Genomic DNA, 20,434 nt, shown 5'->3' with positions numbered 1-20,434 from the left:
GCGGACACCTGGGGGGTGGCGCCGCGGGGGGCAAGAGCATCTGGTTCGAGCTCCACGAGCCCTACGAGTTCGGCGAGCCCTCGGCGGCCGCCCCGTAACGCCCCCGCAGTTCATGCAGCACCCCGAAGGCGGCGGCCGTCACGGGGACGGCGAGCAGCATGCCCAGGATCCCGGCCACGGACGCCCCGGCCGTGATGGCCACCATCACCACCGCCGGATGCATCTGCACGGTCCGGCTCTGGATCATCGGCTGAAGCACATGCCCCTCCAGCACCTGCACCGCCAGCACCACCCCGAGCGCCCACAGCGCGATGACGAAGCCCCGGTCGGCGAGCGCCACCAGCACGGCGACGGCCCCGGAGAGGAACGCCCCGAGATAGGGGATGTACGCCCCGACGAAGACGAGGGCACCCAGTCCGACCGCTCCCGGCACATCGAGAACGAGCAGCCCGACGGTGATGCACACGGCATCGATGAAGGCGATGAAGGTCGTCCCGCGCATGAACCCCTCCACCGCCCGGAAGGCCCGCCGGGCCATGGCCTCCAGGGTGTCGCCGGTACCGCGCGGAGCGGCGGCGCGCAGCGCGCCGATCGCCCGGTGCGAGTCCCGCAGAAAGAAGAAGACGAGCAGCAGCGCGAGCACGGCCATGGCGATGCTCTCGCCGACGACGCTCACCCCGCTGATGACGTTGGAGGCGGCCGTCCCCCCGAACTTGGTGAGCAACTCCTTCGCGTTGGACGCGAGGTCGTCGAGCGAGGTCCCGGCGGCCCCGAAGTGCTCGGCGACACCCCGCGCCGCCGATCTGAGCGCGGCGACGATCTGATCCCCGCTGTCGATCAGCGCGGCGACGACGATGTACACCGCCCCGCCGACCACGGCGACGACGGCGACACACGTCAGCCCCGCCGACACCGACCGGGGCACCCCCACCTCCACCAGCCTCCGGTACAGCGGCCTGAGCAGCGCGGTCCCGAGCAGCGCGAGCAACACCGGCGTGACGGCCGTACGCAGCTCCGAGCAGAGCCTGATCCCGACGTATCCGACGCCTGACGCGAGCAGCACGAGAGCGCACCAGGCCGCGAAGCGGCGGGCGGGAAGGGGGAGCAGGTGCACGCCTTCAGCGGATCACGGAAGCGCCGGGTTGTCCTGACCGGACGGCCGCCCGGGTGAGGGGACATGACCCGGACTCAGAATCGAACGTCCACTCCTAAAGGGTGAACATCCTTGCCAGCGCGGCCCGTTGCTGTGGCATATGCCTATTTTTCGAGGCGGAGGTGATGCTCGATGTACGAGCAGAACAACACACCGCCGCCGAACGAGTCGGCGGCACAGCAGGACGCGATCGACATCAGTGACTTCGTCTACGCGTCGACCGGCGCACGGGTGCGCAGGCTCACCACTCCGGACGGGACGCACTGGTTCCCGGCAGTCGACGTGTGCAGGAACCTGGGCTACGCACACGTCGGTTCCACTCTGCGCAACATTGCGGACGCAGCCAATTTCGACAGTGTCGAGAGTGTGCTTCAGAAGCACACTCTCAGCATTCCCGCAGGTCGGAAGTGGCGCCGAGACATGAATCTCGTCAACCTTCAGGGCTTGATCCTTTTGGTCAACGCCTGCACCAAGCCGGAGTCGCAGCCCTTCAAAACCTGGGTCGCCGGAGTCATCGCCACCATCCAGCGCGACGGCTCCTACTCCCTGGAACCGGCCCCCGTACAACCCATCCCGGCCGGCGGCACCGCGTACGTCATGCCCGAGCAGGTCGTCGACGCCCTCGTGCGCCTCGAAGAGCGCAACATGCAGATGGACGAGAGCCTGGCCGCCTTCGCCGGCGAGCGGAACGACCTGCTGCGGCAGATCAACCACAGCCTTCAGGACATCGCGGCGGCCCTCAACCGCCCCACCGAGCGCTCCCGGCTCGTGTTCGAGGCGGGGTTGACGCCCCAGCAGCTGCTCGCCGTCTGGAAGACGAAGAACCTCGTCGTCACGGATGACGTGCACGCGGTCGCCGCCCTCCTCGCCCCGGCACTGGTACGTGGCGAGGCCCGCTACCGCGTGGAGGAGATCGCGACTCGTACGGGGCTGCCGCACGACCGTGTCCACGACTGCCTGCGGATGCTGCTCAAGCGCGGGTGTGTACGGCAGACCGGATGCGCCCCGGACGGAGCGCCGCTCTACGTACTGCCGTAGCGAGGTGACATGAGACAGGCCCGAAGTCGCAAAACGAGGTTGCGGCTTCGGGCCTTGTCACACCGTAGCGGTCTTCGGCCGACCGGAGGGCTAGATGCCCTCCGCCGTCATCCCGTGCACCGCCGGAACCGTGCCCAGCCGGCCCTTCTGGAAGTCCTCGAAGGCCTGCTGGAGCTCGTCCTTGGTGTTCATCACGAACGGGCCGTAGTGGGCCATCGGCTCACGGATCGGCTGCCCGCCCAACAGCACGACCTCCAGGTCAGGCGTGTGGGAGTCCTGCCTCTCGTCCGCGCGGACCGTCAGCGAGGAGCCCGCGCCGAAGACCGCCGTCTGACCCAGGTGGATCGGCCGGCGCTCGGCGCCGACCGAACCGCGGCCCGCCATGACGTACGCGAGACCGTTGAAGTCCTCACGCCACGGAAGAGTGAGTTCCGCGCCCGGCGCGAGGGTCGCGTGGACCATCGTGATGGGGGTGTGGGTGATGCCGGGCCCGGAGTGGCCGTCCAGCTCGCCCGCGATGACACGCAGCAGCGCGCCGCCGTCCGGGCTGGTCAGGAGCTGTACGTGGCCGCCGCGGATGTCCTGGTACCTCGGCGCCATCATCTTGTCCTTGGCCGGCAGGTTCACCCACAGCTGGAGGCCGTGGAAGAGACCGCCGGACATGACGAGCGACTCCGGCGGCGCCTCGATGTGGAGGAGGCCCGAGCCTGCCGTCATCCACTGGGTGTCGCCGTTGGTGATGGTGCCGCCACCGCCCTGGCTGTCCTGGTGGTCGAAGATCCCGTCGATGATGTAGGTGACGGTCTCGAAGCCGCGGTGCGGGTGCCAGGGGGTGCCCTTCGGCTCGCCCGGCGCGTATTCCACCTCGCCCATCTGGTCCATCATGATGAACGGGTCGAGGTGGCGGTAGTTGATCCCGGCGAACGCACGGCGTACCGGGAAGCCCTCACCCTCGAAACCGCCGGGCGCGGTCGTGACGGTGAGCACGGGACGTGCGACCGCGTCGGCCGATGCGGTGACGCGCGGCAGGGTAAGCGGGTTCTCGACGGTCACTGCGGGCATGTCCGTACCTCCTTGGGCGACGTGCGTCCCAGTTTAGTTGAGCATTGAACTTTCTGCTACCCGTAACGATGGAAGCCCTGAGGACATTCCCGTGGAGAGGCGACCACGCAGGGGCGGCGGCGCGGGGGAACCCTATGGCATCGCTGTGAAGGGAAAGGGTGATCCCCGGACGCCCGAGGGCCGGCCGGGGATCAGAAGGAGGAGAGGAAGGAGGAGAGGAAGGAGGAGAGGAAGGGGGAAGGGGAGGGGCAGGCCAGGGGCAGGGGGGAAGCCCTCAGCCGTACATCCGCCGCATCGCGAACTCGACCATCTGCTCGACCGCCTTCGCGTCGAACACCATCCGGTGCTCACCCTCCATGTCGAGGACGAAGCCGTACCCGGTGGGCAGCAGGTCGACCATCTCGGAGCCGGTGATCACGAAGTACTTGGACTCCTTGCCCGCGTACCGGCGCAGCTCCTTGAGCGAGGTGAACATCGGGATCACCGGCTGCTGGGTGTTGTGCAGGGCGAGGAAACCGGGGTTGTCCCCGCGCGGGCAGTAGACCTTGGAGGTCGCGAAGACCTGCTGGAAGTCCTCCGCGGCCAGCTGCCCGGTGGTGAAGGCCCGCACCGCGTCCGCGAGGGACGGCGGGGACGGCTCCGGGTAGAGCGGCGGCTGCTGACCGTACCCGCCGTGGCCGCCGGGCATCTGCTGCTGCGGCGGGGCGTACTGCTGCTGCGCAGCACCGCCGTCCATGGGCTGGCCGTATCCGTACATGGGCGCAAGCGTACCGAGCGCGCCCGGCGGACGGGGCGGTACGGGGGCCGCTTCCGGGGCGTACGGGACGCGTCACGCGTCACAGATGGCCGGTTCGGGGTTGCGACTTATTACCGACGGGTAGCATCATCGGTAGCTACTTGTTGGTACGTGAACTAGCGCGAGGATCCAAGTCCCTCGCCGATCTCTCTTTTACGGAGCCGTCGCCATGGGGCACTACAAGTCGAATCTCCGCGACATCGAGTTCAACCTCTTCGAGGTGCTCGGGCGCGACAAGCTGTACGGCACCGGCCCGTTCGGGGAGATGGACACCGAGACCGCGAAAAGCATCCTCGAGGAGCTGACCCGCCTCGCGGAGAACGAGCTGGCGGAGTCCTTCACGGACGCCGACCGCAACCCGCCGGTCTTCGACCCCGAGACCAACACCGCGCCGGTACCCGCGTCCTTCAAGAAGAGCTACCAGGCCTTCATGGACTCCGAGTACTGGCGTCTCGGCCTGCCCGAGGAGATCGGCGGCACCACCGCCCCGCCGTCCCTGATCTGGGCGTACGCGGAGCTGATCCTCGGCGCGAACCCGGCCGTGTGGATGTACTCCTCCGGCCCGGCCTTCGCCGGCATCCTCTTCGACGAGGGCAACGACGTCCAGAAGAAGATCGCGCAGATCGCCGTCGACCGGCAGTGGGGCTCCACGATGGTCCTCACCGAGCCGGACGCCGGCTCGGACGTGGGCGCCGGCCGCACCAAGGCGGTCCAGCAGGAGGACGGCTCCTGGCACATCGAGGGCGTGAAGCGCTTCATCACGTCCGGTGAGCACGACATGTCGGAGAACATCCTCCACTACGTGCTGGCCCGTCCCGAGGGCGCCGGACCCGGCACCAAGGGCCTGTCCCTCTTCATGGTCCCGAAGACGCTCTTCGACTTCGAGACCGGTGAGCTGGGCGAGCGCAACGGCGTCTACGCCACCAACGTCGAGCACAAGATGGGCCTGAAGGCCTCCAACACCTGCGAGATGACGTTCGGCGACCGGCACCCCGCCAAGGGCTGGCTCATCGGCGACAAGCACGACGGCATCCGCCAGATGTTCCGCATCATCGAGTTCGCCCGGATGATGGTCGGCACGAAGGCGATCTCCACGCTCTCCACCGGCTACCTCAACGCCCTGGAGTACGCCAAGGAGCGCGTCCAGGGTCCCGACCTGGCGAACTTCATGGACAAGGCCGCGCCCAAGGTCACCATCACCCACCACCCCGACGTGCGCCGCTCGCTGATCACGCAGAAGGCGTACGCGGAGGGCATGCGCGCCCTCGTCCTCTACACGGCCTCCGTCCAGGACGCGATCGCCGTGAAGGAGGCGAACGGCGAGGACTCGAAGACGGAGCACGCGCTCAACGACCTGCTCCTGCCGATCGTCAAGGGCTACGGCTCCGAGAAGGGCTACGAGCAGCTCGCCCAGTCGCTCCAGACCTTCGGCGGCTCCGGGTTCCTCCAGGAGTACCCGATCGAGCAGTACATCCGTGACGCCAAGATCGACACCCTGTACGAGGGCACCACGGCGATCCAGGGCCAGGACTTCTTCTTCCGGAAGATCGTCCGCAACCAGGGCGCCGCGCTGAACTCCCTCGCCGAGGACATCAAGAAGTTCCTGGCGCTGGGCACCGGCGGCGAGCAGCTGGCCGGCGCCCGCGAGCACCTGGCCAAGGCGGCCGTCGAGCTGGAGGCCATCGTCGGCCTGATGCTGACCGACCTCGCGGCCACCGAGCAGGACGTCAAGAACATCTACAAGGTGGGCCTGAACACCACCCGCCTGCTGCTCGCCTCCGGTGACGTCATCGTCGGCTACCTGCTCCTCAAGGGCGCCGCGATCGCCGCCGAGAAGCTGGAGGCGGCCGCCACCAAGGCCCTCTCCGCGAAGGACGTGGCGTTCTACACCGGCAAGATCGCGGCGGCGAAGTTCTTCGCGGCCGACGTCCTGCCGGGCGTCACCCTGGCCCGCAAGATCGCCGCGGGTGTCGAGCTCGACCTGATGGAGCTGGACGAGGCCGCCTTCTAGCACTCAGAGGCCGCGTTCCAGGACGCATCCGCACAACCGCCCAGCACTCCACATTGTCCTCACGAGGGCCCGCTCCCCATCACCGGGAGCGGGCTCTCGTCCGTCGTTAAGGTGAACCCCATGAGCGCACCCTCCCGCTTCGACCGCGGCCACACCGACGACCTCATGACGTTCCTGACGGCGAGCCCGTCGCCGTACCACGCCGTGGCGAACGCGGCCGAGCGCCTGGAGAAGGCCGGGTTCCGGCAGGTCTCGGAGACGGATGCCTGGGACGCGGAGACCTCGGCGGCCTCCGCGACGGGGAGCGGTGGCAGGTATGTCCTGCGCGGCGGCGCGATCGTGGCCTGGTACGTGCCCGAGGGCGCCGCGCCGCACACGCCGTTCCGGATCATCGGCGCGCACACCGACTCCCCGAACCTGCGCGTCAAGCCGCAGCCCGACACCGGGGCGCACGGCTGGCGCCAGGTGGCCGTGGAGATCTACGGCGGTCCGCTGCTCAACTCCTGGCTGGACCGCGACCTGGGCCTGGCCGGCCGGCTGACGCTGCGGGACGGTTCGACCCGCCTGGTCGACGTGGGCCGTCCGCTGCTGCGGGTCCCCCAACTCGCCATCCACCTGGACCGGGCGGTCAACACCGACGGCCTCAAGCTCGACAAGCAGCGTCACCTCCAGCCCGTCTGGGGCCTGGGAGGCGAGGTGCGTGACGGCGACCTGATCGCCTTCCTGGAGCAGGAGGCCGGGCTGGCCGCGGGTCAGGTCACCGGCTGGGACCTGATGGCGCACTCCGTGGAGCCGCCCGCGTACCTGGGCCGCGACGAGGAGCTGGTGGCCGGCCCCCGGATGGACAACCTGCTGTCCGTGCACGCCGGTACGGCGGCGCTGACTGCCGTGGCGACCGGCGGCGAGGGCCTGCCGTACATCCCGGTGCTGGCCGCCTTCGACCACGAGGAGAACGGCTCGCAGTCGGACACCGGCGCGGACGGGCCGCTGCTGGGCAGCGTGCTGGAGCGTTCGGTGTTCGCGCGCGGAGGGTCGTACGAGGACCGGGCGAGAGCCTTCGCGGGCACCGTCTGCCTCTCCTCCGACACCGGTCACGCCGTCCACCCCAACTACGCGGAGCGGCACGACCCCACGCACCACCCGCGGGTCAACGGCGGCCCGATCCTCAAGGTCAACGTCAACAACCGCTACGCGACGGACGGTTCGGGCCGGGCGATCTTCGCCGCCGCCTGCGAGAAGGCGGGCGTGCCGTTCCAGAACTTCGTCTCCAACAACTCCATGCCCTGCGGCACGACCATCGGCCCGATCACCGCGGCCCGGCACGGCATCCGCACGGTCGACATCGGTGTGGCCATCCTGTCGATGCACAGCGCACGGGAGTTGTGCGGCGACGCCGACCCGTACCTGCTGGCCAACGCGCTGGTGGCGTTCCTGGAGGGGTAGCAAGTCGGCTGCCGCGCATGGGAGTCGGGCCCTGGGGTACCCGGATCCGGTGGTGAACCGGAGTGGCCGGTACACCGGACAGGAGGCGACATCATGGGCCTCGGCGGATGCATCATCCTCATCGCCGTGGGAGCCATCCTCACGTTCGCGACCGACTGGGACATGCAGGGCGTCAATCTCGATCTGGTGGGCGTCATCCTGATGATCGTCGGTCTGATCGGCGTGACGACGTTCAGCAGCATCGCCCGGCGCCGCCGCGTGATGGTGCCTCCGACCTCGACCACGGTGGTCGAGACGGAACGACACCAGCGCGACGGCTACAACGGCGGCTACGGCGTCTGACCGTGACCCGGGTCAGGCGTCCAGTCCGGCCAGGACCGACGGCGACCGGTCCGCCCCGCCCCCGGTGAGGCGGACCGGAACGCCCCGGTCCGGCCGGTGCACAGGGCGGGCCGGGTACATGCCGGCGGGATCGTCGTCGCACCGGCCGGCCACCGGCAGTCACGTCAGCGCGTGACCCGTGGTGGCGTCCACATGGTCCGGCACGTCGTCGTGGCGGTCGCCCACGGAGAGGGTGCCGGCCGGCTCGAAGACGAGGATCTCCGTGGGGACCGGCGCGAACGGCTTGTGCTCCGTACCGCGCGGGACGGTGTACACCGAGCCCTTGGGCAGGACGACGGTACGTTCGCCGCCCGATTCCCGCAGCGCGATGTGCAGCTCACCGTCCAGGACGAGGAAGAACTCGTCGGTGTGGTCGTGGACGTGCCACACATGCTCGCCCTCGACCTTCGCGACGCGCACGTCGTAGTCGTTGACGGCGGCGACGATGCGAGGGCTCCAACGCCGGGTGAACGAGGCGAGAGCGATGGCCAGGGAGACGGGTTCGGTGGTCATGCGCTCAGGGTGCGGGATGCGCCGACCGCCCCACGAGTGCTAGGAATCGCACATGCCGCAAGAATCCTCTCAGCGGACCGCGGGTGCGCCACACCGGGTCGCCGTGATCGTGGACGAGGGCACCAATCCCTTCGAGGTCGGTGTCGCCACCGAACTGTTCGGGCTGCCCCGGCCCGAACTCGGGCTGGCCCGGCCGCTGTACGAGGTCGTGCTGTGCACGCCCGCGCGCGAGGTGCGGATGAACCACGGGTTCTTCACCATGACCGGCGGGGGTGGCCTGGAGGCGGTGGACTCGGCGGACACCCTCGTGGTCCCGGGCCGGCCCGACAACGTCGTCCCGCGCGGCCCCGCCGTCCTCGACGCCATCCGGCGCACCCACGCGCGCGGGGCGCGCGTCATGAGTTTCTGCACCGGCACCTTCGCGCTCGCCGAGGCCGGGCTGCTGGACGGGCGCCGGGCCACCACCCACTGGATGTGGGCCGAGACGTTCCGCGCGCTGCATCCGACGGTGCGACTCGAGTCCGACGTCCTCTTCGTCGACGAGGGCGGCATCCTCACCGCGGCGGGCAGCGCCGCCGCGCTCGACCTCGGGCTGTACGTCATACGGCGCGACCACGGCGCGGAGATCGCCAACGCCGTCTCGCGCCGACTGGTGTTCGCCGCGCACCGCGACGGTGGCCAGCGGCAGTTCGTCGAGCGCCCGGTGCCGGACGTGCCCGACGAATCGCTGGCGCCGCTGCTCGCGTGGGCACAGGAACGGCTCGGGGAACCGCTGACGGTGGCGGAGCTCGCGGCGCGGGCGGCGGTGAGCCCGGCGACCCTGCACCGGCGGTTCCGGGCCCAGCTCGGCACGACCCCACTCGCCTGGCTGACGGCGGAGAGGGTGGCGCTCGCCTGCCGGCTCATCGAGCGGGGTGAGCAGCGGCTGGACGCGGTGGCGGCCAGGAGCGGGCTGGGGACCGCCGCGAACCTGCGCGCACGCGTGCGCCGCGAGACCGGACTCAGCCCATCGGCCTACCGGCGGCGTTTCGGACCGGCCGCCGGGGAAGCCGTAACCGCATGAGATTCCTCGTACGCGACCGGCTGCTCGGCATCGGTGACGACTACTGGATCGAGGACGACCACGGCAACAAGGTGTACCTCGTCGACGGCAAGGCGATGCGGCTGCGGGACACCTTCGAGCTGAAGGACACCCAGGGGCGGGTCCTGATCGACATCCGCAAGAAGATGTTCGCCCTGCGGGACACGATGGTGATCGAACGGGACGGCGAGCCGCTGGCCACGATCCGGCGCAAGCGGCTGTCGCTGCTGCGCAACCACTACCGGGTGGCGCTGGCGGACGGCCGCACCGAACTCGACGTCAGCGGCAAGATCCTCGACCGGGAGTTCGCGGTCGAGTACGACGGCGAGCTGCTGGCCGTCGTCTCCCGGCGGTGGCTGCATGTGCGGGAGACGTACGGCGTCGACGTCGTACGGGAGGACGCGGACCCGGCGCTGCTGATCGCGGTCGCGGTGTGCGTGATCCACCTCGCCGACAAGGAGCACGAGGACTAGGAGCGTCCGGGAGCTCGAAGGCCCGGGAGCCGGGAGGGACCGGAACGGGCGGGCCGGAAGCGAGGGACCGAAGCAGGAGGGACCGGAGCAGGAGGGACCGGAGCAGGAGGGACCGGAGCAGGAGGGACCGGAGCAGGAGGGCCGGAAGCGACTAGGACCGGGGTTCGGGAGTGGGCAGTCCGAGTACCCGGTCCTTGAGGGCCGGGAACTGCTCCCGGGTCGTGGCGACCCTGGACGGGTCGAACTCGACCGTCAGGACCTCCTCGCCGGAACCCGCCTCCGCCAGCACCTCACCCCACGGATCCACCACGATCGAGTGACCCGCCTGCGGAACTCCGGCATGCGTCCCGGCCGTTCCACACGCGAGCACGAACGCCTGGTTCTCGACCGCCCGCGCCCGGGCCAGCAGCGTCCAGTGCGCACGGCGGCGCTCCGGCCAGCCCGCGGAGATCACGAGGGTCTCGGCGCCGGCGTCGACGAGGCCGCGGAAGAGTTCGGGGAAACGGAGGTCGTAGCAGGTGGCGACACCGACGGTCGTCCCGGGGAGGCGGACCGTCACCAGTTCCTCGCCCGCGCCCATCAGCACGGCCTCGCCCTTGTCGAAGCCGAAGCGGTGGATCTTGCGATAGGCGGCGGCCAGCTCACCGGAGGGGGAGAAGACGAGAGACGTGTTGTACAGGGGGCCCTCGGCGGAGCCGTCGCCGGACGGAGCCCGCTCCGGGATCGAGCCCGCGTGCAGCCACACGCCCGCGTCGCTCGCGGCCTTGGCCATCGCCTCGTACGTCGGCCCTTCCAGGGGCTCGGCCTCGCTGCCGAACGCCTCGTAGGCGAACGCCCCGGTCGTCCACAGCTCCGGCAGCACCACGAGGTCGGCGGCACCGGCCCGTTCCCGCACCAGCGCGGCAACCCGCACCCGGCGCGATTCGACCGATTCGCCCTCTTCTACAGCGATCTGGATCAGAGAGGCGCGCACACTACCACCGTCCTGGCATTCGAGTCGTCCACACGGGCCTACGATCGTCACACGAAAGCACTGCCGGGGTGCCTCACAGCAGCGTAACTTAGCGTTCCGAGACACCCGCCGACACCTGCCGACAACCGCCACCTCCCGCTGGCAACGCCGCCACAACCCACCCGAGTACCGACCGCCGAGGGGTCCCGTTTCCGTGAGTCTGCATCCCACCCTCCAGCCCTACGCCGACGCCTGGACCCACTCCATCGAAGCGATATCCGAGCTGGTGCTGCCGCTGGTGGAGGCGGACTGGAACCGCCGGACCCCGTGCCCCGGCTGGTCGGTGCGCGACATCGTGTCGCACGTCATCGGGCTGGACTGCGAGATGTACGGCGACCCGCGCCCCATCCACACCCTCCCGCGCGACCTGTACCACGTCACCAACGACATCCAGCGCTACATGGAGATGCAGGTCGACGTCCGCCGCCACCACACGGCGCCGGAGATGACGTCCGAGCTGGAGTACACGGTCATCCGCCGCAACCGCCAGCTGCGCAACGAGTCGCGCCAGCCCACCACGATGGTGCGCGGCCCGCTCGGCACCGAGCTCACGCTCGAGGAGTCCATGCGCAAGCACGCGTTCAACGTGTGGGCGCACGAGCAGGACCTGCGCGCCGCCCTCGGCCGCCCCGGTAACCTCGACTCGCCCGGCGCGCACATCGCCCGCGACGCGCTGCTCGCCGAACTCCCGGCGGTCGTCGCCGAGAAGGCCGACGCCCCGCGCAGCTCCGCGGTCGTCTTCGACGTGCACGGGCCGATCGAGTTCCTGCGCACCATCCGCGTCGACATCCAGGGCCGCGGCACCCTGGAGACGGCTCCGGCGCTCGGCCCGGCCGCCGCGTTCACCCTCGACTGGGAGACGTTCGTGCGGCTGGCCTGCGGGCGGGTGACGGCGGAGGCGGTCGCCGACCGGGTGAAGGCGGAGGGCGACCCGGAGCTGACGGCGGCGATCCTGCGGAACTTCGCGGTCACCAGGTAGCCGGCGGTACCCCCTCGCCCCTCGACAGAACGGGCCCGTCGTGAGGATCACGACGGGCCCGTTCCGAAGGCGTTACCGGTTGAGCGGGTGTCAGCCCAGCTTGGCGAAGCCGAAGTTCAGCAGCTTCGTCGCGTCGGCGGCGCGCACCGTCGCGTTGGTGGAGGCCAGCACCGTACCCACGACGGTCTTGCCGTTACGGGTGGCGGCGAAGACGAGGCAGTACTTCGCCTCCGGGCCGGAGCCCGTCTTCACGCCGATGGCGCCGCTGTAGCTGCTCAGCAGTGTGTTGGTGTTGGTCCAGGCCGCCATGGTGCGGGTGGAGCCGGTCTTGGTGATCGTCTTGGCGGTGTACGACTTCGTCTTGACGACCGCACGGAAGTTGGCGCTCTTCAGCGAGTTGCTGGCGAGCTTCGTCAGGTCCTTGGCGGTCGAGTAGTTCGACCCGTTGCCGATCCCGTCGAACGAGTCGAAGTGCGTCTTCGTCATGCCGAGCGTCTTGGCCTTGCTGTTCATCTTGGCGATGAAGTTCTTCACGCGCGCGGCCCGCGTCGTACCCGTGCCGAACTTGTCGGCCAGGGCGTACGCGGCGTCACAACCGGACGGCAGCATCAGCCCGTAGAGCAGCTGACGGACCGTGACCTTGTCGCCGACGATCAGGCGCGCGGACGAGGCGTTGTTCGCGACGATGTAGTCGCTGTACGCCTTCTGGATGGTGACCTTGGTGTCCAGATTCAGGTTCGTCTGCGACAGCACTACGTTCGCCGTCATGATCTTCGTGGTGGAGCCGGTGGACAGCTTGGTGTCCATGCCCTTGTTGTACAGCGCGGCGCCGTTCGCGTTGTTCATCACGTAGCCGGTCTTGGCGGCGATCGTGGGCGTCGTGACGGCTTGTGCGGGTGCCGCGGTGAGGGCTCCGGTCGCGAGCACTGCGCCGACAGTGACGGCGACGGATGCGGCCCTGCGGACTCGGATGCCCTTGGTGGCGGTTATCAACTGAAATACCCCGATTACGTCGAATGCCCCTGCGATGCGGCCAAGTTGAAGGGGAAAGCAGAAGGGGCCGCATGTGTGTGACACGTAAGTAGCACAGAAAGTTGTGCGCTTGCTGGGCCGATTTTCCGATTAATTGACCTTGCTCTTACCCGGCCCCCGGCCACCCCGCTTCCCGCACCTCTCCACACCCCCGGCCACAGGTCCGCATTCTGGACCGGCCCCCCGTTGCGTACGTGTTGTATCTATCCTGTGGGCATGCCGTCCTCCGCCCCGCCCGCCCCCGCTCCCGTGAAGCAACCGCCCGCCGCCGACCGCGTGTACGCCCACATCAAGCAGGGCGTCCTGGACCGCCGCTACGAGGGCGGCAGCCTCCTCACCGAGGGCGAGCTCGCCGAGGCCGTGGGGGTCTCACGCACTCCGGTGCGTGAGGCGCTGCTGCGCCTGGAGGCGGAGGGGCTGATCAAGCTCTACCCGAAGAAGGGCGCCCTGGTCCTGCCGGTCTCCGCACAGGAGATCGCGGACGTGGTGGAGACCCGGCTGTTGGTGGAGGAGCACGCGGCACGCAAGGCGGTACCCGCGTCGGCCGCGCTGATCGAGCGCCTGGAAGAGCTGCTCGCCAAGCAGAAGGCACAGGCCGCGGCGGGCGACCTGGCCGCGGCCGCCGTGACGGACCGCTGCTTCCACGCGGAGATCGTCCGCAGCGGCGGCAACGACATCCTGTCGAGGCTGTACGACCAGCTCCGCGACCGCCAGCTGCGGATGGGCGTCGCCGTGATGCACTCCCACCCCGACCGGATAGCCAAGACGCTGGGCGAACACGAGGAGATCCTTCAGGCGCTGCGCTCCGGTGACGCCGAGGCCGCCGTCGAGATCGTCCACCGGCACGTCGGCTGGTTCTCGCACCTGGCCCGCGGGGAGGTCCGATGAGCTCCGGCGCCCGCAGCCTGAACTCCACCCTTCCGGGTGATCCACCGGGCGGACGGCGCGCGATGGCCGTCTGGGGGATCGGCGTCTCGGTCTACTTCGTCGCGGTCATCTTCCGCACCTCCCTGGGGGTGGCCGGCCTCGACGCCGCCGAACGCTTCCAGGTGAACGCCTCGGCCCTGTCCACCTTCTCGATCCTCCAGCTCCTGGTCTACGCGGGCATGCAGATACCGGTGGGCCTGCTGGTCGACCGGCTCGGCACGAAGAAGGTGCTGACCATCGGCGTCGTGCTGTTCACGGCCGGTCAGCTCGGCTTCGCCTTCTCCCCGTCCTACGGCACGGCCCTCGCCTCACGCGCACTGCTCGGCTGCGGGGACGCGATGACGTTCATCAGCGTCCTGCGGCTCGGGACCAGGTGGTTCCCGGCCCGACGCGGACCGATGGTCGCCCAGATGGCGGGACTGGCGGGGATGGCGGGCAACCTGGTCTCGACCCTCGTCCTGGCCCGCCTCCTGCACGGCATCGGCTGGACGGCGGCCTTCGCGGGCAGCGCGCTGGCGGGAGTGATCGTCCTGGTCCTCCTGCTGCTCTTCCTGAAGGACCACCCCGAGGGCCACGAGCCCGAGCCGTTCCCGCACCAGGGCGCGGCGTACGTCCGCCGCCAGATCGCCGCGTCCTGGCGCGAGCCGGGCACCCGCCTCGGCCTGTGGGTGCACTTCACCACCCAGTTCCCGGCGATGGTGTTCCTGCTCCTGTGGGGCCTGCCGTTCCTGGTGGAGGCGCAGGGCCTGTCGCGGGCGACGGCCGGCGAACTCCTGACCCTGGTGGTGCTGAGCAACATGGTCGTGGGCCTGGTCTACGGCCAGATCGTCGCCCGCCACCACGAAGCCCGGCTGCCGCTGGCCCTGAGCACGGTCGGCGCGACCGCCCTCATGTGGGCGGCCACGCTCGCCTACCCCGGCGACCGGGCGCCGATGTGGCTGCTCGTGGCGCTCTGCGCGGTCCTGGGCGCGTGCGGCCCCGCCTCCATGCTCGGCTTCGACTTCGCCCGCCCGGCCAACCCGCCCGAGCGCCAGGGAACAGCCTCCGGCATCACCAACATGGGTGGCTTCGTGGCGTCGATGACGACGCTCTTCCTGGTCGGCGTGCTGCTGGACGCGACCGGCGACGACTACACGATCGCCTTCTCCTGCGTCTTCGTCCTCCAGGCCGTCGGCGTCAGCCAGATCCTGCGGCTGCGCAGCCGGGCGGCTCGGCGCGAGCGGGAGCGGCTGGTGGCCAGCCGGGTGGAGACGGTGCACGTGCCGGCGTGACCGGCGTTGACGGCGTGACCGGCGTCGACGGCGTGACCGGCGTGACCGGCGTAGCCGGCGTCGACGGCGTGACCGGCGTCGACGGGCGTTGACGGCGTTGAGTCGTGGGGCTGTTCAGACTTCTCCGCGGCGAAACACGGTTGTCCGGACGCTAGTTCGACGTCTACCGTCGGACCTCGTCGACGTGTAGCTCAGTAGCCAGAGCGCCGGGCTGCAGACCCGGAGGGCGCAGGGGCGGAACCTGCCACGTCGGCCCATCGACGTGTAGCTCAGCAGCAGAGCACCGGGCTCGGGACCCGGAGGGGGCGGGGGCGGCACCCGCCACGTCGGCTTATGAACGACGACGCTGACCAGCAGCACCTCGCAGAGGCCAACCCGGGCTACGCCTCCGGCCAACTGGCCAGGGCGCTCGAGACCGCGCTCACCCACGCAGACCCCGACACCCGCCGCCGCGCCGGCGAACGACAGCGTGCGTGGCGGTCGGTGCTGGCGGGCATGGCGAACGGGCTGCTCACCATCGGCTCCCGCACACCGGTCCGGGATCTGCCCGCGTGGGTGACACCCGAGGTGCTCCGGGGCGGCTTCGCCACCGGCGCGCCGAGCGCCGCCGGACCCCTCACGGAGTACGAGGCCGAGGCCGCCCGCCGGGCCGGGGTGCCGCCGGACCGGCAGGCGCTGTTCGCGTACTGGCTGTCCGAGGACGGACTGGCGCGGCTCTACGAAGTCCTCGACGACGGACGGTACGAGGTGACCGTCCCCGAGGAGGCCGCCCTGCTCACCGTGGCCTGGCTGGCCCGGGCCGGGGAGACGGACGCGGCGCTCGGACTCGTCGAGGAACTCGCCCCGTTCGCGGGACGGCTACGGTTCACGCCCCGCCCGTCCACCCGCCCGGCGCCCGACGCCGGCACGGTGCACCGGTGGACCGTCGCCGAGGCCGGCCAGAGCCTGGCGCGGCGGCGGATCAACGAGGCGGTGGAGACGCAGCGGGAGGCGCTGGCCGTGTGGCAGCCGTTCGGCGACGAACTGCTCGCCCACTGGCTGGAGACCGCCGACACCGGGCAGCCGGCCCGGGTGCTGACGCGCGCCCCCGACGCCGCCTGGCACGAGCACAGCGCGGAACTGGTGCGCCGCTACCGCGACCTGGCCGGCCGTCACACGCACTGCACCAAGCACCTCAAGCCGAAGGGGAACCTGGGGATCCTGCGCGGGGCGCTGGAGGAGACCGTCGCCGGACGGGAACTGGACGCGCGCCGGCTCGGGCTGCTGCGGCACGCCGTCACGTCCATGGTGCGGCGGCGCGGGCTGCCCGGCTCCGCCGGACTCACCGCGCTGCGCCGGGAGCAGGCCGCGCAGGCGGCGCTGCCCTCGCACCACGCGCTGGCCCGGCTGGTGCTGCGCCGGCTGTCCGGGCTCGACCAGCAGGCGGGCGTGACCGAGGTCGCGCCGCTCGTCGCCGAGGTCGGCGAGGAGGAGGCGCGGGAGACGGGGCTGCCCGCGGGCGCGGCGATTCCGGCCGGTGTCCGGCGGCCCGTCGAGGCCTCGCTGAGCGCGCCGCTGAGCACTCTCGTGGAACGCGGGGTCGTGCCCTCGGCGGAGGTGCTGGCCGAGCTCGTGCCGCGGCTCGTCGCCGCCACCACCGCGCAGGCCTACCCCGACCCGGCCCTGCGCACGCTGGCGGCGGCTCACCACCGGGCGTTCGCGGGCCGCCGTTCGCTGCTGCTGCTCAACCTCCAGCGGCAGGTACGGGCGGAGGAACTGCCGTGGGTGCGTGCCGTGGCCGGGCAGCGCACGGACGGCGAGGCGGGCGCGGTGTCGGCCGTCGCGCTGCGGCAGCTCGGCGAGCTCGCCGTGCAGGCCTTCCCCGGCACGATCCTGCCCAACGCCCTGATCCGTGAGCTGTCCGTGCTGGCCCGCCAGGCCGAGCTGGGCGCTCCCCTGGTCGAGGAGCTGGCCGCGGACATCTTCATGGGCACGTTCACCCCGAAGTTCCTCGCCGCGGCCCGGATCGCGGCGGAGCTGCTGGGCGGCGGCTCGCTCTACGAGCGCTACTACGTCATCGACTACCGGGCCGTCCGCAATCTGGCGATCGTCGAGACCGGCGAGGCGCTGACGAGGTCGTACGGGGCCAGGACCTCGCCCGGGTTCGCGAAGCTGTGCGTCGAGCGGGCCGAGGCCGGCTCGTCCCGGTCGCGGCACGGAGGCGGCGGATCGGTGGCCGCGAACGGCAAGGTGATCGAGCAGGCGCAGATCCTCACCACGCACAACCTGGCCACCCTGGTCCACCGGGTCGGCATCGACCCGGCGGTGGGCTGGGCGGACCTGGCCCGCCGCTGCTTCGTCACCGTGTGCCGGCTGACCGGCCGCGTGCACGGCAACCCGCGCCCGCTGAGCACGGTCAAGGACGTGGCCTACGCCTGGCGGCAGCTGGTGTTCCATCTGTCCCTGTGCACCCCCGGCGAGCGGGCCCGCACCCTGGCCCGGTTGCCGGAGGAGCTGACCCGGCACCCCGGCCATGTGGCGGGCCGACTGGCCCCCGCCCTGACCGGCCTGCACCAGGTCGCCGAGGGCGGCCGGGCGGACGAGGGCGCCGGCCGGCTGCTCCTCGGCTGGACCACGGCCACGGACGGACACTGGCTGCGTCCGGATCCGGCCTCGGCCGACTGAGGCCGCCGGACCCTGGGCCGCGCCCCCCTCGGGGGGCGGCCCTTCGCGGTGCTCGGCCCTTCGCGGTGGAGCGGCCCTGTCGGCAGGGCCGCTCCTAACTCCAGGTGATCAGCTTCTTGGGCTGCTCCAGGATCGCCGCCACATCCGCCAGCACCCGGGAGCCCAGTTCCCCGTCCACCAGCCGGTGGTCGAAGCTCAGGGCCAGCGTCGTCACCTGCCGTGGCTTCACCTTGCCCTTGTGGACCCACGGCTGGAGCTTGATCGCACCGATCGCGAGGATCGCGGACTCCCCGGGGTTGAGGATCGGGGTGCCGGTGTCGACGCCGAAGACGCCGACGTTGGTGATGGTCACCGTGCCGCCCTGCATGGCGGCCGGGGACGTCCGGCCCTCCCGCGCCGTCGAGACCAGCTCGCCCAGGGACTCCGCCAGCTGCGGCAGCGTCTTGGCCTGGGCGTCCTTGATGTTCGGGACCAGCAGGCCCCTGGGGGTCGCGGCCGCGATGCCCAGGTTGACGTAGTGCTTGACCACGATCTCCTGCGCCGCCTCGTCCCAGGACGCGTTGATCTCCGGGTTGCGCTTGACGGCGACCAGCAGGGCCCTGGCGATCAGCAGGAGCGGGTTCACCCGCAGGCCCTGCATGTCCTTGTCCTGCTTGAGCTCCTCGACCAGCTTCAGCGTGCGCGTCACGTCGATCGTCACGAACTCCGTGACGTGCGGCGCGGTGAACGCCGAACCGACCATCGCCGCCGCCGTCGCCTTGCGGACGCCCTTGACCGGGACACGGGTCTCCCGAGCCGTGTCGTACGACGGCACGGGCACGGCCGCGGGGGTCGTGACCGGGGCCTGCGTCACCTGCGGCGCCGGCTCGGCCACCGGAGCGGCCTCGGTCGCCGGGGCTGCCGGGGCCACCGCCGCGTGGACGTCCGCGCGGGTGATGATGCCGTCCGGGCCGGACGGCACCACCGTGGCGAGGTCGACGCCGAGGTCCTTGGCCAGCTTGCGCACCGGCGGCTTGGCCAGCGGGCGCTCCTTCACGGCGGGCGCGCCGCCATGGCCGTTCAGCTCCGCCTGGATCGTGTCCGGGACCCGGGAGACCGTGGTCTGCGGGCCCTTGCGCGGACGGCGCTTGGTGGAGGACGCGGCCACGCCGTACCCGACGAGGACCGGCTGGCGGCCGGAGCCCACCGGCTTCGCCGCCGCCTGCGGTGCATCGGCCCGGGGTGCTTCGGCCTGCGCCGCCTCCGGCTTCTTCTCCGGGGCGGCCGGGGCCTGCGCGGGCGCTTGCGCCGGTACCTCGGCCACCGGGGCGGCGACCGGATCGCCGCCCGCCTCTCCCGCCACGTCCACGGCAATGATCGACATGCCCACGTCGACCGTGGTGCCCTCGGGGAAGTGCAGCGCGCGGACCACCCCGTCATAGGGGATGGGCAGTTCGACGGCGGCCTTGGCCGTCTCGACCTCGCACACCACCTGGCCGTCCGTCACCGTGTCGCCTGGCTGGACGTACCACTTGAGGATCTCGGCCTCGGTGAGCCCCTCGCCCACGTCGGGCATCTTGAACTCGCGTACGGACGCTTCCGTCATCGTCGTCACGACCCTCTCCTCAGTACGCCAGGGCACGGTCGACGGCGTCGAGCACCCGGTCCAGGCCCGGCAGGTACTCCTCCTCCAGGCGCGCCGGCGGGTACGGGGCGTGATAGCCGCCGACCCTGAGCACCGGGGCCTCCAGGTGGTAGAAGCAGCGCTCCGTGATCCGGGCCGCGATCTCCGCGCCCGAGCCGAAGAACACCGGCGCCTCATGGACGACGACCAGGCGGCGGGTCTTCTCGACCGACGTCTGGATCGCGTCGAAGTCCAGGGGGGACACCGAACGCAGGTCCAGGACCTCCAGGTTCTTGCCCTCCTCGGCGGCCGCGGCGGCGACCTCCTGGCAGAGCTTCACCATCGGACCGTAGGCGACGAGGGTCAGGTCCGTGCCCTCGCGGACCACCTGAGCCTTGTGCAGCGGGCCGGGGATCGCCTCGAAGTTGACCTCGCCCTTGTCCCAGTAGCGCCGCTTCGGCTCGAAGAAGATCACCGGGTCGTCGCTCTGGATGGCCTGCTGCATCATCCAGTACGCGTCGGACGCGTTGGACGGGGAGACGATCTTCAGGCCCGACACATGCGCGAAGAGGGCTTCCGGCGACTCCGAGTGGTGCTCGACCGCGCCGATGCCGCCGCCGTAGGGGATGCGGACGACGACCGGCAGCTTGATCTTGCCGAGCGAGCGCGCGTGCATCTTCGCGAGTTGCGTGACGATCTGGTCGTAGGCCGGGAACACGAAGCCGTCGAACTGGATCTCCACCACCGGGCGGTAGCCGCGCAGGGCCAGCCCGATCGCGGTGCCGACGATGCCGGACTCGGCGAGCGGGGTGTCGATGACGCGGCTCTCGCCGAAGTCCTTGTGCAGGCCGTCCGTCACCCGGAAGACGCCGCCGAGCTTGCCGACGTCCTCACCCATGATCAGGACCTTGGGGTCCGTCTCCAGGGCGCGGCGCAGCGACTCGTTGATCGCCTTGGCCAGGGCCAGGTTCTTGGACGTCACGGTCTCCGCCATC

18 protein-coding genes and 2 tRNA genes are annotated in these 20,434 nt (G+C 70.7%); 12 read left to right on the top strand and 8 right to left on the bottom strand.

Annotated features, from left to right (window positions below; translation table 11 throughout):
- Positions 1-61: 61 nt before the first annotated feature.
- On the bottom strand, positions 62-1,114 hold the full coding sequence (locus tag ACFWBD_RS24420; RefSeq protein ID WP_385670439.1) for an AI-2E family transporter: 1,053 nt from the start codon (positions 1,112-1,114) through the stop codon (positions 62-64).
- Between the two features lie 171 nt (positions 1,115-1,285).
- Here ACFWBD_RS24420 and ACFWBD_RS24415 point away from each other — a divergent pair, with 171 nt between their 5' ends.
- On the top strand, positions 1,286-2,191 hold the full coding sequence (locus tag ACFWBD_RS24415; protein ID WP_385670436.1) for a Bro-N domain-containing protein: 906 nt from the start codon (positions 1,286-1,288) through the stop codon (positions 2,189-2,191).
- Between the two features lie 90 nt (positions 2,192-2,281).
- Here ACFWBD_RS24415 and ACFWBD_RS24410 read toward each other — a convergent pair whose 3' ends face one another.
- Together ACFWBD_RS24410 and ACFWBD_RS24405 are read right to left on the bottom strand one after the other, a co-directional pair.
- Entirely contained in the window at positions 2,282-3,253 is a 972-nt protein-coding gene (locus tag ACFWBD_RS24410; protein ID WP_385670433.1) for a pirin family protein, read from the bottom strand.
- 274 nt (positions 3,254-3,527) lie between these two features.
- Positions 3,528-4,010, bottom strand: coding sequence for an SseB family protein (locus ACFWBD_RS24405; RefSeq protein ID WP_362524543.1), 483 nt, complete (start codon positions 4,008-4,010; stop codon positions 3,528-3,530).
- 208 nt (positions 4,011-4,218) lie between these two features.
- On the opposite strand from ACFWBD_RS24405, the gene ACFWBD_RS24400 reads away from it, so the two are divergent.
- The 3 genes from ACFWBD_RS24400 (at position 4,219) to ACFWBD_RS24390 (ending at position 7,845) form a co-directional block, all read left to right on the top strand.
- A complete protein-coding gene (locus ACFWBD_RS24400) occupies positions 4,219-6,060 on the top strand; it encodes an acyl-CoA dehydrogenase (RefSeq protein ID WP_385670430.1) in 1,842 nt (613 codons plus the stop codon).
- A gap of 120 nt (positions 6,061-6,180) precedes the next feature.
- Positions 6,181-7,503 (top strand): M18 family aminopeptidase, encoded by a 1,323-nt coding sequence (locus tag ACFWBD_RS24395; protein WP_385670427.1) that lies wholly within the window; start codon positions 6,181-6,183, stop codon positions 7,501-7,503.
- A 93-nt stretch (positions 7,504-7,596) separates the two neighbouring features.
- Complete coding sequence (locus ACFWBD_RS24390; RefSeq protein ID WP_054242050.1) at positions 7,597-7,845, top strand: DUF6458 family protein; 249 nt, start codon at positions 7,597-7,599, stop codon at positions 7,843-7,845.
- Between the two features lie 159 nt (positions 7,846-8,004).
- On the opposite strand, the gene ACFWBD_RS24385 is transcribed toward ACFWBD_RS24390, so the two are convergent.
- Positions 8,005-8,397: a cupin domain-containing protein gene (locus tag ACFWBD_RS24385; protein WP_385670424.1), complete on the bottom strand. Its 393-nt coding sequence runs from the start codon at positions 8,395-8,397 to the stop codon at positions 8,005-8,007.
- Positions 8,398-8,449: 52 nt separating this feature from the next.
- On the opposite strand from ACFWBD_RS24385, the gene ACFWBD_RS24380 reads away from it, so the two are divergent.
- Positions 8,450-9,460: a GlxA family transcriptional regulator gene (locus tag ACFWBD_RS24380; protein WP_385670421.1), complete on the top strand. Its 1,011-nt coding sequence runs from the start codon at positions 8,450-8,452 to the stop codon at positions 9,458-9,460.
- Complete coding sequence (locus ACFWBD_RS24375; RefSeq protein ID WP_385670418.1) at positions 9,457-9,951, top strand: LURP-one-related/scramblase family protein; 495 nt, start codon at positions 9,457-9,459, stop codon at positions 9,949-9,951. The genes ACFWBD_RS24380 and ACFWBD_RS24375 overlap by 4 nt, the downstream gene beginning before the upstream one ends.
- Before the next feature lie 151 nt (positions 9,952-10,102).
- Here ACFWBD_RS24375 and ACFWBD_RS24370 read toward each other — a convergent pair whose 3' ends face one another.
- Positions 10,103-10,924, bottom strand: a complete 822-nt coding sequence (locus ACFWBD_RS24370; protein ID WP_385670415.1) for a carbon-nitrogen family hydrolase — start codon at positions 10,922-10,924, stop codon at positions 10,103-10,105.
- 193 nt (positions 10,925-11,117) lie between these two features.
- On the opposite strand from ACFWBD_RS24370, the gene ACFWBD_RS24365 reads away from it, so the two are divergent.
- Positions 11,118-11,942 (top strand): maleylpyruvate isomerase family mycothiol-dependent enzyme, encoded by an 825-nt coding sequence (locus ACFWBD_RS24365; RefSeq protein WP_142265218.1) that lies wholly within the window; start codon positions 11,118-11,120, stop codon positions 11,940-11,942.
- Between the two features lie 90 nt (positions 11,943-12,032).
- On the opposite strand, the gene ACFWBD_RS24360 is transcribed toward ACFWBD_RS24365, so the two are convergent.
- Complete coding sequence (locus ACFWBD_RS24360; RefSeq protein ID WP_385670412.1) at positions 12,033-12,935, bottom strand: D-alanyl-D-alanine carboxypeptidase family protein; 903 nt, start codon at positions 12,933-12,935, stop codon at positions 12,033-12,035.
- A gap of 255 nt (positions 12,936-13,190) precedes the next feature.
- Between ACFWBD_RS24360 and ACFWBD_RS24355 the strand changes: the two genes are divergently transcribed.
- The 5 genes from ACFWBD_RS24355 to ACFWBD_RS24335 all read left to right on the top strand — a co-directional run bounded on the left by ACFWBD_RS24355 (position 13,191) and on the right by ACFWBD_RS24335 (position 17,836).
- Positions 13,191-13,862, top strand: a complete 672-nt coding sequence (locus ACFWBD_RS24355) for a GntR family transcriptional regulator (RefSeq protein WP_385670409.1) — start codon at positions 13,191-13,193, stop codon at positions 13,860-13,862.
- Between the two features lie 62 nt (positions 13,863-13,924).
- Positions 13,925-15,172 (top strand): nitrate/nitrite transporter, encoded by a 1,248-nt coding sequence (locus tag ACFWBD_RS24350; protein ID WP_385670563.1) that lies wholly within the window; start codon positions 13,925-13,927, stop codon positions 15,170-15,172.
- A gap of 180 nt (positions 15,173-15,352) precedes the next feature.
- Positions 15,353-15,425: transfer RNA gene (locus tag ACFWBD_RS24345), tRNA-Cys, on the top strand.
- A 5-nt stretch (positions 15,426-15,430) separates the two neighbouring features.
- A tRNA-Pro gene (locus ACFWBD_RS24340) sits at positions 15,431-15,502 on the top strand.
- A 3-nt stretch (positions 15,503-15,505) separates the two neighbouring features.
- Positions 15,506-17,836, top strand: coding sequence for a hypothetical protein (locus ACFWBD_RS24335; protein ID WP_385670406.1), 2,331 nt, complete (start codon positions 15,506-15,508; stop codon positions 17,834-17,836).
- Between the two features lie 94 nt (positions 17,837-17,930).
- On the opposite strand, the gene ACFWBD_RS24330 is transcribed toward ACFWBD_RS24335, so the two are convergent.
- Together ACFWBD_RS24330 and ACFWBD_RS24325 are read right to left on the bottom strand one after the other, a co-directional pair.
- Positions 17,931-19,430, bottom strand: coding sequence for a dihydrolipoamide acetyltransferase family protein (locus tag ACFWBD_RS24330; protein ID WP_385670403.1), 1,500 nt, complete (start codon positions 19,428-19,430; stop codon positions 17,931-17,933).
- 10 nt (positions 19,431-19,440) lie between these two features.
- Positions 19,441-20,433, bottom strand: coding sequence for an alpha-ketoacid dehydrogenase subunit beta (locus tag ACFWBD_RS24325; protein ID WP_385670400.1), 993 nt, complete (start codon positions 20,431-20,433; stop codon positions 19,441-19,443).
- Position 20,434: the final 1 nt, after the last annotated feature.

This window comes from Streptomyces sp. NPDC060002 (assembly GCF_042737245.1).
Taxonomy (GTDB): Bacteria; Actinomycetota; Actinomycetes; order Streptomycetales; family Streptomycetaceae; genus Streptomyces.
This window is presented reverse-complemented; position numbering and strand designations above follow the sequence as displayed.

What these genes read in the sequence shown, in the direction of transcription:
- ACFWBD_RS24415 (WP_385670436.1), top strand. Translation starts at nt 1,286, where the DNA reads ATGTACGAGCAGAACAACACACCGCCGCCGAACGAGTCGGCGGCACAG.
- ACFWBD_RS24410 (WP_385670433.1), bottom strand. Translation starts at nt 3,253, where the DNA reads ATGCCCGCAGTGACCGTCGAGAACCCGCTTACCCTGCCGCGCGTCACC.
- ACFWBD_RS24405 (WP_362524543.1), bottom strand. Translation starts at nt 4,010, where the DNA reads ATGTACGGATACGGCCAGCCCATGGACGGCGGTGCTGCGCAGCAGCAG.
- ACFWBD_RS24400 (WP_385670430.1), top strand. Translation starts at nt 4,219, where the DNA reads ATGGGGCACTACAAGTCGAATCTCCGCGACATCGAGTTCAACCTCTTC.
- ACFWBD_RS24395 (WP_385670427.1), top strand. Translation starts at nt 6,181, where the DNA reads ATGAGCGCACCCTCCCGCTTCGACCGCGGCCACACCGACGACCTCATG.
- ACFWBD_RS24390 (WP_054242050.1), top strand. Translation starts at nt 7,597, where the DNA reads ATGGGCCTCGGCGGATGCATCATCCTCATCGCCGTGGGAGCCATCCTC.
- ACFWBD_RS24385 (WP_385670424.1), bottom strand. Translation starts at nt 8,397, where the DNA reads ATGACCACCGAACCCGTCTCCCTGGCCATCGCTCTCGCCTCGTTCACC.
- ACFWBD_RS24380 (WP_385670421.1), top strand. Translation starts at nt 8,450, where the DNA reads ATGCCGCAAGAATCCTCTCAGCGGACCGCGGGTGCGCCACACCGGGTC.
- ACFWBD_RS24375 (WP_385670418.1), top strand. Translation starts at nt 9,457, where the DNA reads ATGAGATTCCTCGTACGCGACCGGCTGCTCGGCATCGGTGACGACTAC.
- ACFWBD_RS24355 (WP_385670409.1), top strand. Translation starts at nt 13,191, where the DNA reads ATGCCGTCCTCCGCCCCGCCCGCCCCCGCTCCCGTGAAGCAACCGCCC.
- ACFWBD_RS24350 (WP_385670563.1), top strand. Translation starts at nt 13,925, where the DNA reads ATGGCCGTCTGGGGGATCGGCGTCTCGGTCTACTTCGTCGCGGTCATC.
- ACFWBD_RS24335 (WP_385670406.1), top strand. Translation starts at nt 15,506, where the DNA reads ATGAACGACGACGCTGACCAGCAGCACCTCGCAGAGGCCAACCCGGGC.
- ACFWBD_RS24325 (WP_385670400.1), bottom strand. Translation starts at nt 20,433, where the DNA reads ATGGCGGAGACCGTGACGTCCAAGAACCTGGCCCTGGCCAAGGCGATC.